At 47.7% G+C, this 19,279-nt stretch carries 14 protein-coding genes; 11 read left to right on the plus strand and 3 right to left on the minus strand.

The features are described from left to right. Positions 1–16 precede the first annotated feature (16 nt). From DCC85_RS10645 to DCC85_RS10660, 4 genes are all read left to right on the plus strand, one after another. Complete coding sequence (locus DCC85_RS10645) at positions 17–1,117, plus strand: ATP-binding protein (protein WP_108465571.1); 1,101 nt, start codon at positions 17–19, stop codon at positions 1,115–1,117. Continuing rightward, positions 1,114–3,468, plus strand: a complete 2,355-nt coding sequence (locus DCC85_RS10650) for a DUF5682 family protein (protein WP_108465572.1) — start codon at positions 1,114–1,116, stop codon at positions 3,466–3,468. The genes DCC85_RS10645 and DCC85_RS10650 overlap by 4 nt, the downstream gene beginning before the upstream one ends. 3 nt (positions 3,469–3,471) lie before the next feature. Further along, entirely contained in the window at positions 3,472–4,695 is a 1,224-nt protein-coding gene (locus DCC85_RS10655; RefSeq protein WP_108465573.1) for a VWA domain-containing protein, read from the plus strand. Positions 4,696–4,803: 108 nt separating this feature from the next. After that, a complete protein-coding gene (locus tag DCC85_RS10660; protein ID WP_108465574.1) occupies positions 4,804–5,931 on the plus strand; it encodes an NAD(P)/FAD-dependent oxidoreductase in 1,128 nt (375 codons plus the stop codon). Positions 5,932–6,168: 237 nt separating this feature from the next. Here DCC85_RS10660 and DCC85_RS23160 read toward each other — a convergent pair whose 3' ends face one another. Next, the gene (locus DCC85_RS23160; protein ID WP_199909996.1) at positions 6,169–6,342 is read right to left on the minus strand and encodes a hypothetical protein; all 174 of its coding nucleotides are present in this window, start codon (positions 6,340–6,342) and stop codon (positions 6,169–6,171) included. A gap of 238 nt (positions 6,343–6,580) precedes the next feature. Then, complete coding sequence (locus DCC85_RS10665; protein ID WP_108467812.1) at positions 6,581–6,934, minus strand: ribosomal protein L7/L12; 354 nt, start codon at positions 6,932–6,934, stop codon at positions 6,581–6,583. Positions 6,935–7,275: 341 nt separating this feature from the next. Here DCC85_RS10665 and DCC85_RS10670 point away from each other — a divergent pair, with 341 nt between their 5' ends. The 6 genes from DCC85_RS10670 to DCC85_RS10695 all read left to right on the plus strand — a co-directional run bounded on the left by DCC85_RS10670 (position 7,276) and on the right by DCC85_RS10695 (position 15,788). Further along, a complete protein-coding gene (locus DCC85_RS10670) occupies positions 7,276–8,724 on the plus strand; it encodes an amino acid ABC transporter substrate-binding protein/permease (protein WP_108465575.1) in 1,449 nt (482 codons plus the stop codon). After that, positions 8,717–9,445 (plus strand): amino acid ABC transporter ATP-binding protein, encoded by a 729-nt coding sequence (locus DCC85_RS10675; RefSeq protein ID WP_108465576.1) that lies wholly within the window; start codon positions 8,717–8,719, stop codon positions 9,443–9,445. Before DCC85_RS10670 ends, DCC85_RS10675 begins: the two co-directional genes overlap by 8 nt. A 289-nt stretch (positions 9,446–9,734) precedes the next feature. Beyond that, positions 9,735–12,071 carry a helix-turn-helix domain-containing protein gene (locus DCC85_RS10680; protein WP_108465577.1) on the plus strand — a complete coding sequence of 779 codons (2,337 nt, stop codon included), beginning with the start codon at positions 9,735–9,737 and terminating at the stop codon, positions 12,069–12,071. Between the two features lie 350 nt (positions 12,072–12,421). After that, positions 12,422–13,354 carry an ABC transporter permease gene (locus DCC85_RS10685; RefSeq protein WP_234414463.1) on the plus strand — a complete coding sequence of 311 codons (933 nt, stop codon included), beginning with the start codon at positions 12,422–12,424 and terminating at the stop codon, positions 13,352–13,354. Between the two features lie 38 nt (positions 13,355–13,392). Continuing rightward, a complete protein-coding gene (locus DCC85_RS10690) occupies positions 13,393–14,265 on the plus strand; it encodes a carbohydrate ABC transporter permease (RefSeq protein WP_108465579.1) in 873 nt (290 codons plus the stop codon). 35 nt (positions 14,266–14,300) lie between these two features. Beyond that, entirely contained in the window at positions 14,301–15,788 is a 1,488-nt protein-coding gene (locus DCC85_RS10695) for an extracellular solute-binding protein (protein ID WP_108465580.1), read from the plus strand. A gap of 68 nt (positions 15,789–15,856) precedes the next feature. On the opposite strand, the gene DCC85_RS10700 is transcribed toward DCC85_RS10695, so the two are convergent. Beyond that, on the minus strand, positions 15,857–16,702 hold the full coding sequence (locus DCC85_RS10700; RefSeq protein WP_108467813.1) for a helix-turn-helix domain-containing protein: 846 nt from the start codon (positions 16,700–16,702) through the stop codon (positions 15,857–15,859). Between the two features lie 232 nt (positions 16,703–16,934). Here DCC85_RS10700 and DCC85_RS10705 point away from each other — a divergent pair, with 232 nt between their 5' ends. Beyond that, a complete protein-coding gene (locus DCC85_RS10705) occupies positions 16,935–19,229 on the plus strand; it encodes a glycoside hydrolase family 95 protein (RefSeq protein ID WP_234414423.1) in 2,295 nt (764 codons plus the stop codon). Positions 19,230–19,279 lie beyond the last annotated feature (50 nt).

Genomic DNA, 19,279 nt, shown 5'->3' on the forward strand with positions numbered 1-19,279 from the left:
AGGGAGCGAGCAAAATATGAGTACGGAACCGGTGATGCAGGACATCATGCGTAAGCCTGCGGAGATTTTATATCAAGAAGAACTGCAGGCTTTGATTCGTGAGGACCAGGGGAAAGTTCCGACGGGATGGCAGATGTCACCCCAGTCGGTGCTCAAATTTATTGTTGGTGGAACCGCGGGAAGTCAGATCATTACACCTAAATATATCGGAAACCGGCGTATAGTTGAAATGGCCATTGCGACACTTGTTACAGACCGGGCCCTGCTATTGATCGGTGAACCCGGCACAGCTAAGTCCTGGCTGTCAGAGAACCTGGCTGCGGCAATTTACGGCCAATCCGGTCTGGTTGTGCAGGGAACTGCTGGCACAACCGAAGAACAGGTGAGGTATTCCTGGAATTATGCCATGCTGCTTGCACAAGGCCCTACACCTGATGCCCTGGTCAAGAGTCCGATCATGCGGGCAATGGAAGCAGGGGGGATTGCCAGGTTTGAGGAGATTTCTCGCTGTGCATCTGAGGTGCAGGATGCTCTGATCTCGATTTTGTCAGAGAAGACGATCTCTATCCCCGAGCTCGGCAAGGAGCTGAATGCGCACAAAGGCTTCAGTGTGATTGCTACGGCCAATACCCGCGACCGCGGTGTGAATGAGATGTCAACGGCATTGAAGCGACGTTTCAATATGATCGTGCTGCCTGCGCCAGCGGACCTTGAAACCGAGGTGGAGATTGTGAAGAAGCGCGTCTCCGAGATTGCCGCTTCTTATGATTTGCAGGCGGCGGCTCCGGCTGACGAAGCCCTGCTCAAGGTCGTGACCATCTTCCGGGAGCTGCGCAGCGGAATGACACTCGACAAGAAAGAGAAAGTGAAATCCCCAGCCGGTGTCATCTCAACTGCAGAAGCGATCTCACTGCTTACAAACAGCATGGCGCTGGCAGCGAGCTTTGGAAGTGGAGAAATGACAGATGAGGATCTGGCGGCCGGACTGCAAGGGGCTATTGTAAAGGATGACGACAAAGACCGGTTAGTCTGGAAGGAATATTTGGACAATGTGATGAAGAAGCGCGGAGCAAGCTGGCGCAGTCTGTATACCGCATGTAAGGAGTTGAATTCATGAACACGGCTTGCGGCGCTGGAGTGCATATTTACGGCGTCCGGCATCTGTCGCCAGCCGGTGCATACCATGTTACCGAATATTTGGAGCGGGTACAGCCAACGGCAGTATTAATAGAGGGTCCTTCGGATGCATCATCCGAGATTGTGCACTTGACGAATAGATCGACCAAGCCTCCGGTAGCGATCTTAGCTTTTACGGAGGAGCTGCCGGTACGAACCGTTCTCTGGCCTTTTGCCGTGTATTCGCCGGAATATCAGGCAATGATGTGGGCACAGCATCATGGGGCTTATTGTGCATTTATAGATTTGCCTTCTAGCTCGGCAGTCTGCTTGCAGGATGTCCGGGGGATTGCTCTAGAGGTCCCTTCTTCCGCACATGTTGGAGATGCGGAAGAAGACGGGCTGCCTATCTCTGAGGGGAGCAGCGAGGGCACGGAAAGCACACTTTACAACCAAATCGCGGAGCTCGCTGGGGAGTATGACTATGACACGTATTGGGAGCGCAGCTTTGAACATAACCTGAGTCCGGGCGCGTATGAGCAGTCGATCTTAGAGCTTTCCAAGCAGATGCGGGAGCTTACCGAAGAACAGGAACAGCGACACCACAGGGTTGAATACGTTTATAACGCTGTGCGCGAAGCTTATATGTGCCGGCAAATTGCAGATGCGATTGCAGCAGGACACAAACCGGAGAAGGTTGTGGTCATTTGCGGGGCATATCATGCTTCGGCCCTTCTCGATCTCACGAACGCGATGAACGATAGGGACTTGGAAGAGCTCCCCTCTCGTAAGACCAAGCTGACGCTGATGCCGTATTCCTATTTGAAGCTGTCGTCATTAACCGGCTATGGGGCGGGGAACATCGCGCCATATTATTTCCAGATGATGTGGGAACACATGCGGCGGGGAAAGCTTAAGGAATTACCGTATCTCTATTTGGCTTCCGTTGCCGCCGATCTTAGAAAATCAGGCACTCATCGGTCAACAGCGGAGGTAATTGAAGCAGTCAGATTCGCCGAATCGCTGGCAGCTTTACATGACGGCTTTGCTCCCACATTGATGGATCTTAGGGATGCTGCCAAGACGCTGCTCGGCCGCGGTGAGCTGTCCGTAGTTGCGGAATCGCTGGCTCGGATCGAGGTGGGAACGGCGATTGGTGCTTTAGCCGAAGGTGTCAGCCAGACGCCTATTCAGGATGATGTGAACAGGCAGCTAAAGAGACTTAAGCTGGAGAAATACAAAACGGCGGTGTCAGCCGATCTTGCTCTGGATCTCCGAGAAAATCGAAGAGTGTCTTCAGAAGAAGCGGCTTTTCTTGATCTAAATCGTTCGTTCTGGTTCCATCGTCTGAAGCTGCTGGGCATTCATTTTGTCAAAGAGAGGACAAAGACTGAGACCCAAGCCGTATGGGCAGAGCACTGGATCATCCAATGGTCGCCTGAAGTGGAGATCCAGGTGGTGGAATCCAATCTGCTGGGGGAGACCGTGGAGACCGCTGCTGCATTTGTTCTGCAGCAGCGGCTGGAGAGCTGCTCCTCCATTAAAGAAGCCGGCGAACTTATCACCGCTGCTTACGAATGCGGGATGATTCATCAGATGGAAGCTGGACGAATTGCCTTACAGCGGCTTGCTGTCCAGAGTCAGAATGTGGTAGAGATTGCGACTGCCGCAAGGCAGCTCTCGCAGCTTATCCGGTTTGGCGGCATACGCAGAATAGATACGTCTCCGCTCATACCGCTGCTGCAGCAGCTGTTCTTGCGCGCTTGCCTGTTCTTATATGATGCCAGCCAGTGCAATGATGAAGCCGCACAGGCCATGGCCGGAGCCATGAATGAACTGAACCATATGGCACCTGAACATCACGAGGATGTGGATGATATCCTCTGGGCCCAGGAACTGGTCCGGCTATCTGAAAGGGACGATGCCCATCCGCTGCTTTCCGGGCTGGCCTGTGCCATGCTTCTGGAACGAGGCGCACTTACTGCTGAGCAGTGCGCAGCGGAGGTGTCCCGGCGGCTGTCACCAGGCATTCCGGCAGATCTTGGTGCGGGCTGGTTCGAGGGCTTGTCCATGCGGAATCGGTATGCGCTGCTATCCCGGTTGAGCTTATGGGAGCAGCTTGATGCGTATATATGCGCATTGGACACCGATGAATTTAAGCGAGCGCTGGTTTTTCTGCGGCGCGCATTCAGCGTTTTCAGCTCCAAGGAAAAGACGATGGTTGCCGAATTGCTCGGCGAACTCTGGGGAGTAGAGCCAGAGCAGGCAGCTGAAGTGATGATGGATGATCTGAAGGAGGAAGAAGCCCAGATGTTAGATGAACTCAATGATTTTGATTTTGAGGATTTCTAGGCAATGGTAGAACCGTTAAATCGTCAAGCCCTTTCCCGATGGCGGCTCATTCTGGGCGCGGCCGCTGAAGGGGAGCTTGCGCAGCTTGGCAGAGAAGGACAGGTTGGACTTACGAATGATGAGCTCATCATGGATCAGGCGCTTGCTGCCATCTATGATGAGACAGACCAGACCGGGGGCGGCAGTTCAGGGAGCAGCACAGGTTCCCGCGGGGCCGGACAAGGCAAATCCGCACCCAGGCTGGCTAAGTGGCTTGGGGATGTGCGGAGCTTGTTCCCTGAGGACGTCGTCTCCGTCATTCAGAACGATGCGATGGAGCGCAAGGGCTGGAAGCAGCTCTTGTTCGAGCCTGAGGTGCTTGCCAGTGTGAAGCCGGATATTCAGCTCGTCGGTACGCTGCTCACCCTCAAAGGCAAGATTCCCGAACAGACCAAAGACACAGCACGCATGCTAGTGCAGGCTGTGGTGGATGAGCTGGTCAAGCGGATGAGCCAAGAGATTCATAGGGCGGTAACAGGCGCTTTGAACCGCAGGCAGCATACGCCGCTTCCTTCCCTAAGCGGGATTGATTGGAAGCGCACGATCCAGCGAAACCTCAAGCACTATGATGCTAAATCCAAACGGATCATTCCTGAAAGGTTCTATTATTTCGACAGGGCCAAACGGAACAAAGAGTGGACAGTTATCGTCGATATTGATCAAAGCGGGTCAATGTCGGAATCCGTCATCTGGGCATCGGTGGTCGGGTCCATCTTTGCCAGCATTCCTGCACTCGATACCCGAGTGGTTGTATTTGATACGGAAGTGGTCGACCTGACCGAGCAATGCGCGAACGATCCCGTGGATATGCTGTTTGGCATCCAGCTTGGCGGGGGGACTAATATTGATAAATCTGTCGCTTACTGTGAGCAGTTTATTCATGAACCGAAGAAGACTTTGTTCATCCTTATTTCTGATCTCTATGAAGGGGGCAACCAATCGAGGCTGATCCGTCGAATGCAGGAAATGAAGGAGTCCGGGGTCAAGACGTTATGCCTGCTGGCCTTGTCGGATGAAGGCAAGCCCTTCTACGATGAACGGATAGCCAGAGCCTTCGCTAAGGGCGGAACGCCTAGCTTTGCCTGTACGCCAGCCATGCTGCCGCAGCTGGTGGAAGGTGCGCTGCAAGGACAGGACTTGTCCCTGCTGGTTAAGAAGCTGGAAAATAAAGCCGGTTCTGCTGTTTAAGGGATCTCTGCGAAGGTGCGATGCTTGTATCCATTACAAGGATTCTGTTTTTTTACAAGAGGGAGATTCGTTATAATGGGTACAGTGTTCTAGGAAAGGAATGTCATCATGAAGAAAGTGATTGTGATCGGAGCAGGGATTCTCGGGGCATCTACTGCGTATCAGCTATCAAAAATGGGGTCTAAAGTGATTCTTGTTGACCGTAAGGATGAAGGACAGGCTACAGATGCCGCAGCCGGCATTATCTGTCCCTGGCTATCCCAGCGGCGGAATCAGGCATGGTACCGCCTGGCCAAGGCAGGAGCGCGCTTTTATCCAGGCTTGATCGAAGGGTTGATCTCTGAAGGAGAAACCGAAACCGGCTATGCCCGGGTTGGTGCGCTGAGCATTCACCAGGACCCGGAGAAAGTTGTGAAGATGGAGGAACGGGCACAGCTGCGGAAGGCGGATGCACCGGAAATCGGGGGAATTACCCGTCTTGATGAACAAGCAACTGCTGAGCAATTTCCTCTACTGGCAGAAGGGTATCACTCGGTTCATATCAGTGGTGCTGCTCGTATAGATGGCCGTGCCCTGCGTGATGCACTGATCCGCTCGGCTCAAAGGGAGGGAGCGGTTCTGATTGAGGGAGATGCAGTACTTGAGTTTGAATCTGGCCATGTAATAGGAGTCCGTGTTAGAGGAGAACGGATTCTGGCTGACGAGATCATTGTATGCGCTGGCGCTTGGGCTAATCAACTGCTTAAACCCTTAGGGGTTGACCTTAAAGTTCGTTATCAAAAAGCGCAAATTATGCATTTACAGCTGGATGGTCAGGAGGACACAAGCAACTGGCCTGTCGTTATACCTCCATCAGACCAGTATTTACTAGCGTTCGATCATCAAAAAATCGTGATTGGAGCTACACACGAGAATGAAGTAGAAGGTTACGATACAAGGATCACCGCGGGCGGCATGCAAGAAGTGCTGAATAAGGGACTGGAATTGGCACCTGGTTTGGCGAACAGTACTTTTGCAGAGGTAAGAGTGGGGTTCCGGCCATTCACGCCGGGTTTCCTTCCGGTGATAGGCAGGGTTCCCGGCTGGGAAGGACTAATTGCAGCTAATGGACTAGGATCATCGGGATTAACCATGGGTCCATTCATCGGCAGTCAGCTGGCGAGGCTGGCGCTTGGTCTGGATTTAGAAATCGATATTCGTGATTATGATTTAAGGAGTGCAATGGAGGAGAGCTGATTCAGTTCTGACGGTAAACCTTCATCTGCTTCTCACGACCGTGCTTTGAAGCGCGGTTTTTTTTGTTTCTCATGACACAGAATCTATCATTATTTATCAGTACTGAGTTCCAGAAATTGATAAATTTTGTAATTGCGCACTTATAATAAATACATTAGTCTACCAATAAGATTGTTATTAGGAACCCCAATTTTGCAAACGCATTCAGAGGATGATTTTGGAGGAAAGGGTGAATGATCATTGAAGCATGGCGTTAATCGAGAGTACGGTACAGAACCCAGACACCTTAAGACGGCTTCTGCGCATGCACGGTGACAGCCCAAACACCGAAACCCATTGTCCGATGATGAGCTTGCCCAGCGGCTGAAAGCCTGCTTTAAGCTGGAGAACTAAATTCACCGCATTGTCCACAAAGCTAGTTTCTCTTAGGTGATCTAATTATGCGTCAATGTCGCTCAAGGAACGCCCCGGATATATAACGCTGCGCGACATCACATGTCACTAGATGAGCCCGAGGCTCCTGCATTTGTAGGCCGTCTCCTATGTCAAATTACCGCAGTAAACGAGGTTGGCCGCTTAAGGCTGGATCCTTGTTTTACTGCGGTTTTTTCTATGACTTTAACGCAATAATGTCATAGATAGATTGTTGTCATAGGGAGTCTTCAAGCCGGTCGACAACATCCTTCGCATCTTTCAAGGACAGGTTGGTGGCGATTCGAAGTTCCTTGATGGCCTTAATTTTACTGCCTTTCCGGATCAGAGTGATCAATCTGAAGCGTAGATGATCGTCTAGCTGCATAGTGTCAGGATGCCCGAACTTTGCAGGATCATAGATAAAATGAGTTTGCGGGTCAGGCATGTTAGAAGGGGAACTTGGTGAGTAGTTCTTCAGGCGCTCCACATCACGTTTTAATTCTCGTACCTGACCCGACAAATACATTACCCAAATAAGCAGCAGGGCAACAAGAAGCAGCAGGATCATAGCGAATAGGGTCATGTTCATCACGAATTGCATCTTTCCTTTCCAATTCTGTTACTGATGTCTAGCAAATAATAGGTTATAGTATAAGATTAAACTTCAGACGCATTTGGTACAAACCGGCATTGACTTATGCCTGTCGAGTTTAGCAAGGCCACTCATGAAAAAAACTTTTTCCAGAATAAGATAAGTGAGGGCTAGATCTGGTGTGTAAGTATAATTATTCACAAATAATAGAAAATAAAAATAATTGATGCATTATATATACGGATTGTATAATAAATATTAACGTGAAAAAGAAAGAGTACAAGGGCTAGTACAACTAAGAGATGAAGCGTACTCGAAGTCATCATGAAGGAGGACATATGAAATTAACTAAGGTCTCATTATCAATTGTATCGCTGCTGCTCCTCCTAGTTACCGGATTGTCCGGTTGGACGGGAAGTGCCGCTGCAGAAGCAAACTCAGGAAAGACGTATATTATCGGTACCGATATTACGTTTGCGCCGTTTGAGTTTCAAGATGTGAATGGCAATTATGTCGGCATCGACTTGGATTTATTGGATGCCATCGCCAAAGATCAGAATTTCAAGTATGAGGTTAAGCCATTAGGATTTAACGCAGCCGTTCAAGCGCTGGAGTCAAATCAGGTAGATGGCGTCATCGCGGGGATGAGCATCACCGACGAGAGAAAGCAGAAATTCGATTTTTCAGAGCCCTATTATCAGTCCGGTGTGGTCATGGGTGTACGAAAAAGTAATGAGGATATTAAAAGCTACGAGGATTTAAAGGGTAAAAAGGTAGCTGTAAAAACAGGTACAGCAGGTTTTAGTTTTGCTGAATCGATCGCCTCAAAATATGGTTTTACACTTGTTCCATTTGACGATTCTACTCAGATGTATGACGATGTGAAGACTGGAAACTCGGCAGCCTGTTTTGAAGATTATCCTGTACTTCGCTATGGTGTATACTCCCAAAATAACGGTCTAAAAATCGTTACCGAGATGGAAAAAGGGGGATCCTATGGCTTTGCAGTAAGCAAAGGTCGGAACCAAGAGCTCTTGACAAAGTTTAACGCTGGACTGGCAAATCTCCATGCAAATGGCGAGTACGACAAGATCAAAGCCAAGTATCTCGGTGATGATACGAAGGTGGCACCTCTTGGCCGCTGGGAACTCATCCAGCAATCTTTACCGGCACTCTTAAAAGGTCTTGGAAAGACACTGTTGTACACGATTGTTTCTCTGTTCTTTGCCTTTATTCTGGGACTGATCTTTGGGTTTATGAAGGTAGGCCGCAATCGGTTCCTGCGCGGCGTCGCAACCGTATTTGTTGATGTATTCCGCGGCATTCCGCTAATTGTCCTGGCTTTCTTTATCTATTTTGGTATTCCCCAAGCACTTGGCTTTACTATGCCGCTGTACTTGGCTGCCATTCTGACACTCAGTTTGAACGCGGGCGCCTATATTACAGAAATCATCCGGGGCGGTATTCAATCGATTGATGCTGGCCAAATGGAAGCTGCACGTTCGCTTGGTCTGCCGTACGGGAAGTCCATGATGAAGATTATTATCCCGCAAGCGATTAGGATTATGATTCCTGCCTTTATCAACCAATTGGTTATCACGCTCAAGGATACGTCGATTCTATCGGCCATCGGTCTGGTTGATCTTACTCAATCGGGTAAAATCATTATCGCCAGAACGTTCGCATCCTTTGACATCTGGCTGGTTGTTGCCATTATGTATCTGATTGTTATCACGATCTTGACGAAAATTTCAAGTCATTTGGAAGGGAGGGTTCGCCGTGGGTAAGATCCGTGTTGAAGGATTGAAGAAAAGCTATGGCACGAATGAGGTGCTGAAGGGAATTGATCTGTCCGTCAATGAAGGAGAAGTTGTCTGTCTCATCGGCCCTTCCGGTTCAGGGAAAAGTACCTTCTTACGTTGTATCAATCGGTTGGAGGAGATCTCGGCAGGCCGGGTTATCGTAGATGATCAGGACCTGAATGATCCGAAAACAGATATTAACAAAGCAAGGGAAAATATCGGCATGGTATTCCAGCACTTCAACTTGTTTCCACATTTCAGTGTGCTTAAAAATATCATGTTCGCTCCGATGGAACTTGGCAAAATGAATGGGGAGCAGGCGCGCAGCACAGCGCTTCGCTTGCTGGAACGTGTAGGCCTGGCAGACAAAGCGCAGGCTTTCCCGAATCAGCTGTCGGGCGGGCAAAAGCAGCGGGTCGCGATCGCCCGTGCACTGGCTATGAACCCTGACGTTATGCTCTTTGACGAGCCAACATCCGCGCTCGATCCGGAGATGGTTGGTGAAGTGCTTAGCGTCATGAAGGACTTGGCGCGTGAAGGAATGACAATGGTGATTGTTACGCACGAGATGGGCTTTGCCCGAGAGGTGGCAGACCGTGTTATCTTTATGGACGGAGGCTTCATCGTGGAAGAGGGGTCACCAGAGAATGTATTCGGAAATCCGAAGAACGAGCGTACCATCAACTTCCTGGAGAAAGTGCTGTAAAATAGATATAATGATAAAAAGTTCTTGTTCCTAAGTAGGGGACAAGGACTTTTTTTGTTAATTATGAAGCCTTTGAACGGATGGCATAACAAATTGACAAATATTAATAAAAACGATGGGAAAAGAGCAAGGAAGAAGTAAAAAGCAAGAGGTTTCTATGCTAAGCTTTTATTAAACCCAATTTTGCAAGCGTTATCATTGATTTGGGATATTGTCAGTTGTGCCGTAGCATTCCAATCGTTCTCTTCGTGTTGCTTGGATTAAATTGCAATAAGGAGCAAACTGTCCCTTGGGAAAATTTAAAGTTAAAATACTTATTTACGGTTTGTTGTTAGGGTGCGTTCCGACAGTAATCATCGGTCTCTTCTCATACTTTATAGCTTCCAAAGATGTGGAGAAGAAGGTGAATGAAGGGAATATGCACCTCCTCAACCAGACACGGATGAGGGTGGAGCAGGTATTGGATTCCATGCAGAGAACTGCCTTGCAGTTCGAAAACTCATCTCTGCTTAAATCTGTAATGGGCAGCAAGCTTAGTGGACAGGATTTCATCAAGGTTCGTGAACTGATGAAAGAAATGTTTAATATGCAGACATTAGCCACTTTAAAACAGGCATATGTTGTTAATCTCAAGCAAAGCTGGATTGTGGACTTAAATTCGTTGAGGTCACTAGATACTATGAACCCTGGAGAATTGAACCGTTACTTAAACACTGCAAAAAGCATTTTCTGGGTAAACGGGTCTGATTCATTTTCTAAGAACTCAATGACAGCGGATGCGGATAATGCGGATAATTGGAACGGCCCTCGAGAGACGGCGACGACATTAAGGCTGGTGCATAAAATTCCTCTCCTCTCCCACAAAAGGTCCCCCTCCGGGATCGTGATACTTGAGATTTCGGTCAAAGATATTCTCGATATGCTGGATCCGGGCAGCTTGCTTGCAACACAGTATATTCTTAATGAGCATGGGGAAGCCTTCCTGTCGCTCGCGGAGGATAAGGAAGCTTATCAGGGTATCAATGAACATATCGCTGAACATGTGGGTCGTTCCGGGCAGCTTGAAGGTGCATTTCATGTGGATAGTGAAGAAGGAAAGGTTAGTGTGCAGTACACAAGTTCAGAATATAATGGATGGACATATGTTTCGGTAGTACCGCTTGATAAAGTAACGGAACAGATGGGAAATATCGCTCTGATTACGGCCGCAGCTTGCTCCTGCATGATGGTTACTGTTCTCCTGGCATCCTTGCTTGGCAGCCGGAAGATGTATTCTCCAATCCGAAGACTTCACGAGTTTGCAGCCGGCGTTCAGCCGGAGCGTGGAGCTTTTTCACTTCAGCAGGATGAATTTGAGTCCATCAGGGAGAGTCTATCTTCGCTTGCCATATCCAGAAACGAACTGGACAAACAGATGAAATCCCATACGGTACATTTACGTGAATTCTATGTTCTCAAGCTGTTCACTGAGCAGATGCCTGGGGAATATGGCAAATTTGCTTTTGAAAGATACGGTTTCCCGTGGGGTTGGGGAAGTCTTGGAGTATTGGCACTGGAGATCGATAATCTTCAGCAATCACGATTTCATGAACAGGACCGGGAGTTGTTGCTCTTTGCTATAAATAATATAGTCGCAGAAGCCTTACCGGATGAATCACGCTTTTGCCCAATTGTACTGAATCATACTCAAGTTACGCTGCTAACTTGCAAAGAGGAGGATCCTGCGGCAGGGCATGCTTTGTTCTATGAGACTGCTCAACAGATTAAATTGAAGGTTCAACAATATTTGAGCCTGGAATGTAGCATTGGTATCAGTCATCCATTCAAGAAGCTGGCCGATACGAAGCATGCTTATCAGGAGAGCATGACGGCTCTAAAAATGCGCTTTGCCCTCGGGTCCAATATTATTGTCCGATATGCGGATACCCAGGAACAAGGCAAGGTTGAGAAGATGGCTTACATGAAATTGCGACAAATCGAGGATCAAATTATGCTTGCTTTGGAGGAAAGGCAGCCAGAACAGGTCGAACAGCTGCTCCAGCTGTACCTCAGTCAATTATTGTGTAAAGAAGGACTGCATCAAGAGCATCAATTCCTGTTACTGCAATTGGCATCGAGGACGGTGAGCTTTGTGCATGAGCAAGGCCTGACCTTACAGCAATTATGGAGAGGAGAAGAAGAACTGGAGCATCTGTTCCTTCTCCAGACACGAGCTGAAATTTCGAACTGGTTCCTATCCAAATTGTTTATGCCGATTATCGAAATATTGACGGACATGTCCGAAAAACAATTTGTGAATATATCACGCCGCATGGTCCAGATTGTGCATGAGCAATTTGATAACAATATCTCACTTGACTACTGCGCGGCGGTGATGAACTATAACCCTGCTTATATTAGCCGAGTATTTAAGAAGGAAATGGGCGTCTCCTTCAGTGAGTATTTGTGTGAATACCGGATGAACTATGCCAAGCAGCTGCTTGAGACTACGAATATGAAAATCTCGGAGATCGGCGAGAAGGTTAGCTACACCAATATCAGCGCATTTATTCGAACCTTTCGGAGAAACTTCGGTCTGACCCCCGGTCAGTATCGGGATCAGTTAAACAAGGGAGATGGACGCTAAATCAACCCTCTGCTATAGGATCATCATTCTTAAAGAGCCGGGCGATATCGTCCGGCTTTCCTCATGAAGCAATGTGCAGAATTAAAGATGCTGTCGGGTGAAGTGATAAACAGCATATGGAAGGTTGAAGACGAAGGATGGGCCGGGAAGCTACTAGCTGACAAACTACCTTAGGACCACGCTTTTTCCGCGTCCCACCTAGAAAGTCATAATCGGAGTATAGCTTATCATGAATAGCTTGATAAATAATGAGTTGAGAAAGCGCATTCAACAAGCTGAAGTATACATCTATTGCTAGGGGAGAGGTGCCTATGAAATCTAATCACACTCTGGCGTCGGCAGGTTCACAGATGAAGAAAGATCTGCGCCGGCAGAGGAGGATGCAACTTAAACGGGATTTGCTAAGGGACAGGTGGATGTATCTGATGCTGCTGCCCGGAGTGCTGTATTTTATCATTTTCAAATATGTTCCGATGTACGGGGTGACCATGGCATTTCAGGATTACAAGCCTCATCTCGGCTTTTTCGGAAGCCCGTGGGTCGGATTCAAGCATTTTATTCGCTTTTTCAATGAACCGCAGTTCTGGATGCTCTTCCGCAATACGCTTATTCTAGCCTTGTACAATCTAATCTTCTTCTTTCCACTGCCGATTGTTTTATCGCTCATGTTAAATGAGCTGCGAAGAGAGCGTTTCAAGAGATTTGTACAGACATTAATTTATATTCCTCATTTTGTATCCTGGGTTGTTGTCGTAGGCATTTTCTATATTTTGTTTACCACCGAAAACGGTATTCTTAACGAAATCATATATCAGGTGACCGGACAGAAAATCGCCTTCTTGCTGGAGGCTGATTGGTTTAGGACCCTAATCGTATCTCAGGGTATCTGGAAGGAAGTAGGCTGGGGGACCGTTATTTTTCTGGCTGCCTTAGCCGGTGTTAACTTGACGCTCTATGAAGCCGCTCGTATCGATGGGGCGGGACGCTGGCGCCAGCTTTGGCATATCACGCTTCCGGCTATTCGCAGCACGATCATCATCCTGCTGATTCTTCGCCTCGGGAATTTTCTGGATTCAGGATTTGAGCAGATTTTCCTTATGATTACTCCAACGAACCGGGAAGTGAGCGAAGTGTTCGATACGTACGTGTACACAAAAGGGATGACGCAAGCCCAATACAGCTATAGTGCTGCCGTAGGCTTGTTTAAATCCTTTGTCGGATTACTGCTCGTTCTCGGCTCGAACTGGTTGGCCAAGAAATTCGGGGAAGAAGGCGTTTATTAAGATGGTGCATATTCGCAAGATGACAGGAGGGACAGAAGTTGCGTCAAGATAAGAACTGGGGTAATCGGCTGTTTGACATCATCAACTATTCGGTTCTATTAATTACTGCCATCGTCTGTGTCCTTCCCTTCCTCTATGTTCTGGCGGTGTCGTTTGCAAGCCCGGCTGAAGTTGCCAAGGGCGGGCTGATCTTATGGCCCAAAGAGTGGTCACTTGTATCTTACCGGTATATCTTCTCCTCCGAGACACTTCCTCGAAGTCTACTCGTCTCTGTGTACATTACGGTAATAGGCACGCTGATTAACCTTACTCTTACTTCACTTACGGCATATCCCTTATCCAAGGTGACCCTTCGGGGCAGAAATCCTATCTTACTCGGAGTGTTGATCACCATGCTGTTCAGCGGGGGGATGATTCCTACCTATTTTATCGTGAATGCACTGAATATGACCAATACGCTATGGTCATTAATGATCCCTAATGCAATCAGTGCATTCAATCTGATTGTTCTCAAGAATTTCTTCCAACAGATCCCCGAAGGCCTAGAAGACTCTGCTAAAATTGATGGCTGTCACGACCTGGGAGTTCTGCTGCGGATTGTCATTCCGTTGTCACTGCCCGCAATGGCTACCTTCGGATTATTCTATGCCGTTGCTCACTGGAATCAGTTCTTCAATGCAATCCTGTATATCAATGACAGCTCGAAATGGCCAATTCAGGTACTGCTTAGAGAGATTGTAATTTTGGCACAGAGCCGAGTTGGAGATTCCAATTTTGATGAGATGGATGTACAGCCTCTAACCATCCGCATGGCGGTCATTGTTTTTGCGACCTTGCCCATCTTGATCGTATATCCTTTTCTGCAAAAGCATTTTGCCAAGGGTGTCATGTTGGGCTCTGTAAAAGGTTGAATTCCGGATAGAGAAAATTATTTTGGAGGGATAACATGAGGAGAAGATGGATGAATCTCTTCCTAATGATGCTTTCAGGTATGCTGATCCTTACTGCATGCGGAGGCAAAAGCGATTCTGCTAATGAGGACGATGGACCCTATCCACTCACACTGGTTGTTAATCAGGTAGGGGAAATACCGGACCCGAAGAACCCGATCGAGGAGAAGATCAGAGAGTACACAGGTACGGATCTCCGGATTCAGTGGATTCCTTATTCTGCATACGATGAGAAGATTAACGTCATGATTGCTTCTAATGAGCTCCCCAAGCTCATCAAGCTAAACTATACGCCCACTACAATCAGTTCACTTGAAGCAGATTTGTTCTGGGATATAACCTCTCATCTTAAAAATTATCCGAATTTGGCCGCACAACCGCAGCAATATTACGATAATATCAGTGTAAATGGCAAAGTCTACGGTGTTCCTCTATTCCGGGATATGGGCCGGGCGATTGTCAGCTTTCGTCAAGACTGGCTGGACGCTGCTGGGCTTAAGGCACCTGTAACTTTGGATGACTGGTATAACATCATTCGTTACAGCACAGAAGAAGACCCGGATAAGAACGGTAAGAGGGATACCTATGGCATGATGCTGGATAAAGGGTACAACCGAGGAAATGCCTCTACATTGACCCGGCTTGCCGTCTCTCAGGGAGCTCCTAACAAATGGGGGATCGATGAAGAAGGGAATTTCTATCCTGAATTTGAATCCGCACCATTCTACGAGGTAATGAAGCTGCTTAGGAGATTGTATGAGGGGAAGCTGATCAATCAGGATTTTGCCGTTGTTGATTCATCTGAGCTGAATAAGGTGTATGAGGCAGGGCGTGCGAATATCCGGATTTCTGGAGGGAACGCTCAATCCCTGCAATCCAAAGTGGAGAAGGTGATTCCGACTGCTGTTGTGAACGTATCGCCGTTACAAGGTCCAGAAGGGATTAGAGTTCCTGGAGAAAGCGGAAATACGGGATTTTTGGCCATTCCCAAATCGACCGTTACTTCCGAGGATGAATTGAAGAAAGTGCTGACATTTGTCGACAAGCTGCTCGACCCGGAGATGGTGAATTTGATTAACAAAGGGATTGAAGGCGTCCATTATAAAGTGGAAGGTGATTACACAGTGACCCTAGATGTCGATAAGGATGTTCAGGAAGTGAAGCCTTATCGGGATTCACTTCCGCAGCGGGGCGAATTGTACAATATGGAGAAGAAGGCCAAAGGTACCGAGCTCTTTAATCTGAATAAAAAAATTGTGTATGAAAACGAAAAGTATATCGTTCCCAATCCGGCGCTTACCCTTAAATCCAATACCTATAATGAACGAGGAGGTGAATTGGAGCAGATCATTACCGATGCCCAAACCAAGTTCATCATGGGACAGATTGACGAAGCAGGCTGGAAGGCTGAGGTAGAAAAATGGAAAAAGAGCGGCGGAGATCAAATGGAAGCAGAATATAAAGAATCCAGCCAGCATCAATAGATGACTCTTGATTATTGATTAACTTGAAATCCTAGCCAAGCGAACAATATTTATGGAATGCCTTTATTTTATCCATGTCGTTTGCGATACTGCAACGGAGTCGTACCCGTGACTTTCTTAAATATTTTGTTGAAGTGGGCAGTATGTTCAAAGCCCATTTGTTCGGAAATGACTTGAACGGATTCCCTGCTGCTAATGAGCTTTTCCTGTGCTTCCCAAACCCTTACCGTCTGCAAATACTCGCGAAAGTGAAATCCTGTGAGCTTGAAGAAGATGCGGCTAAGATACGAGGGGCTGATATAGAACTGCTTGGCTACCTGCTCCAAAGTGAGCCGTTCATGATAATTGGACTTGATATAACGGGCAATTTCTGAGATCTTCTGGTGCATGGGATGTTCATATTCAGGAGCAACCTTGGATTGAAGTGTGGCCTCAATCCGGTGGAGACGTATGAGCAGCTCATTCATTAGTGAGCATACCAATGAGATATAATGAGCTTCCTTTGTCTTACATTCGACTTGCATCAGGTGAAGCAGCCGTTCAATTTCAGGCTGATCTCTCAGAGGAATCCGCATGAGTCTTGATTCACCGTGCTTTAATAGCTCAGCTGCATTGGCATTGCTTTGTTCAATGAAACTCTCAGAAAAGCTGATCAGGACTCGCTCAAATAGCAGCTTATCTGAGCTTGCGGTGGAGTGCAGTTCGTGCGGGGGGATGATCATCATATCACCTTTCTTAACAGTAAAGATCTTATCATTTACGAAGTACATCCTCTCGCCGCCAAGCAAATAGTACATTTCAAAGTAAGGATGCTTATGAGGGCGGGGCATGCTGCTGGAACCGTTGCGGGCCATATATTGAATAGAGAAATCGTGATCTCCAATATGGTACTTTGGATTTAATCTGTCATTCACCTTCACACGCAGCTCCTTTCAGCAAGGGTTTATCTTAGCAGTTATGAAATCCTCAACAGCAGAACGCATTAAACATCGTACAAAATATATATCATGGCGGATTCGGTCATACAAGGATAGGGAGATACATTTCGTTGCTTGCATGGCTTAAGACGTAGTTCACATAATTTCTGCAACTGATAACGAATTCTTCACCGTTTTTTAAGAAGAGGAGGGGGATGGAGTGGTATTAATGTCAGAAACGTTAATGTGGTACGACAAACCGGCTCAACATTGGAATGAAGCTTTACCTATCGGGAATGGAAGACTCGGAGGTATGGTGTTTGGATCGGTTGAACAGGAGCGGATTCAATTTAATGAAGACTCAGTGTGGTATGGAGGACCTAGAGATCGGAATAATCCCGATGCGTTACAGAATCTTACACTCATTCGCCAACTTCTGTTTGAAGGAAAGCTGAAGGAAGCACATCGTTTGTCGGAGACGGCGTTTTCCGGAACGCCGCGAAGCCAAAGACACTATGTAACGGCGGGCGATTTGTATATTAATTTCGAGCATCCAGAGGGGGAATTATCTAATTACCGCAGAGAGCTGGACTTGGATAGGGCGATCATAGCAACAAAGTATCAGTATGGAGACATTACTTATCGCCGTGAGGTATTTTCAAGCTATCCAGATCAAGTGATGGTCATTCTGCTTGAAGCAGACCGATGCGGTGCCATTACCTTTGCAGCACGCTTTGAGCGCAGCGAAGGTAAGCACATGGATATATCACACAGATATGGCTCGGATACAGTTGTGATGACAAATGATTGCGGAGGAAGGGATGGGCTTGTCTACAGTGTGGCTGTCAAAGCAATCGCTGTAGGCGGAACAGTAAAGGTTGTCGGTGAGCATTTGCTGGTGGATCAGGCTGATAAAGTTTTTTTATTTCTTGCTGCTGCTAGTACGTTCCGGGTTGCTGAGCCAAGTAGACACTGTTACGAATTGCTCGAGAACGCATCGCTTCAGGATTACAGCCAGCTGCTGAACAAGCATGTTCAGGATTACAGGGAGCTGTTCCAGAGGGTTAAGCTTGAGCTGCGTGCGGCCACAAGTCAGGAACCGAGTTCTATACCTGTTGATAGGCGTTTGGAACGAATTCAGGCCGGTGAGGATGATGCCGAACTGTACACTTTATATTTTAACTTTGGTAGGTATTTGCTTATCTCCTGCAGCCGTCCCGGGTCATTGCCAGCTAATCTGCAAGGCATTTGGAATGATTCGATGTCCCCGCCATGGGACAGCAAATTTACGATTAATATCAACACCCAGATGAATTATTGGCCTGCGGAGAGCTGCAATCTTCCCGAGTGTCATGAACCCTTGTTCGAACTTATCGAGCGGATGAGACAATCTGGACGAATTACGGCGCAGAAAATGTATGGTTGTCGCGGGTTTGTTGCTCACCACAATACAGACATTTGGGCGGATACTGCGCCCCAAGATATCTATCCTCCTGCTACCCAATGGGTGATGGGGGCGGCTTGGCTTGCGCTGCATCTGTGGGAGCATTACAGATTTAACCCACATCCGGCTTTTTTGAAGAAGGCATATGAAACGATGAAGGAATCGGCTTTGTTCTTTAAGGACTTTCTGGTACAAAGTCCAGAAGGCTATCTGGTGACAAGTCCGTCCGTGTCTCCCGAAAACAGATATGTCTTGCCAAATGGTGAAGCTGGGACATTGTGTTATGGGCCCTACATGGATACCGAAATTTTGCTAGAACTGTTAGAAGCCTGCATTCAGGCCAGTACGGAGCTGAACATTGATGAACCTGCCCGTGAGGATTGGAAGGCAATGAAAGCAAGTTTGCCCGAACTGAGAATCGGGAAGTATGGGCAGCTGCAGGAGTGGCTGGTAGATTATGAAGAAGCAGACCCCGGACATAGGCATATCTCCCACTTGTTTGCGCTACATCCGGGTAATGCGATTAGCCCTGATACGACTCCAACCTTAGCGGAAGCTGCCAAGGTCACCTTGCAGCGGCGCCTCGATCATGGCGGGGGACATACAGGGTGGAGCCGGGCCTGGATCATAAATTTCTGGGCACGTCTGCTGGATGGCGAACAGGCTTATTTTCACACAAGGGAGCTGTTGAAGAAGTCTACGCTTCCGAATCTGCTTGATAATCATCCTCCGTTCCAAATCGATGGCAATTTCGGAGCTGCCGCAGGTATGGCCGAAATGCTGATACAAAGCCATCTTGGGTTTATTCGTCTTCTGCCAGCACTTCCGGAAGCATGGCCTAAAGGACGTGTACAAGGGCTTCGTGCAAGAGGAGGCTTTGTCGTTGACATCGAGTGGAACGATCTGCGACTTGTGGAAAGCGTTATCATCTCACAGGGCGGAAAAAATCTTCGGTTGTACACGGATCATCCTGTAACCATCATGGCATCTGATGGAAGGGAAGTGATTGCAGCTCAGCATGGTCATATATTAAATATTCCAACTTATAAAGGTGGAAAGTACAGGATTATTCCATTGTAGAAGCAAAGCCTGTGATTTGGACACAAGGAGGTTCATTTGAAGGAAGGGAG

Origin of the sequence: Paenibacillus sp. CAA11 (assembly GCF_003060825.1) — a bacterium.
Taxonomy (GTDB): domain Bacteria; phylum Bacillota; class Bacilli; order Paenibacillales; family Paenibacillaceae; genus Fontibacillus.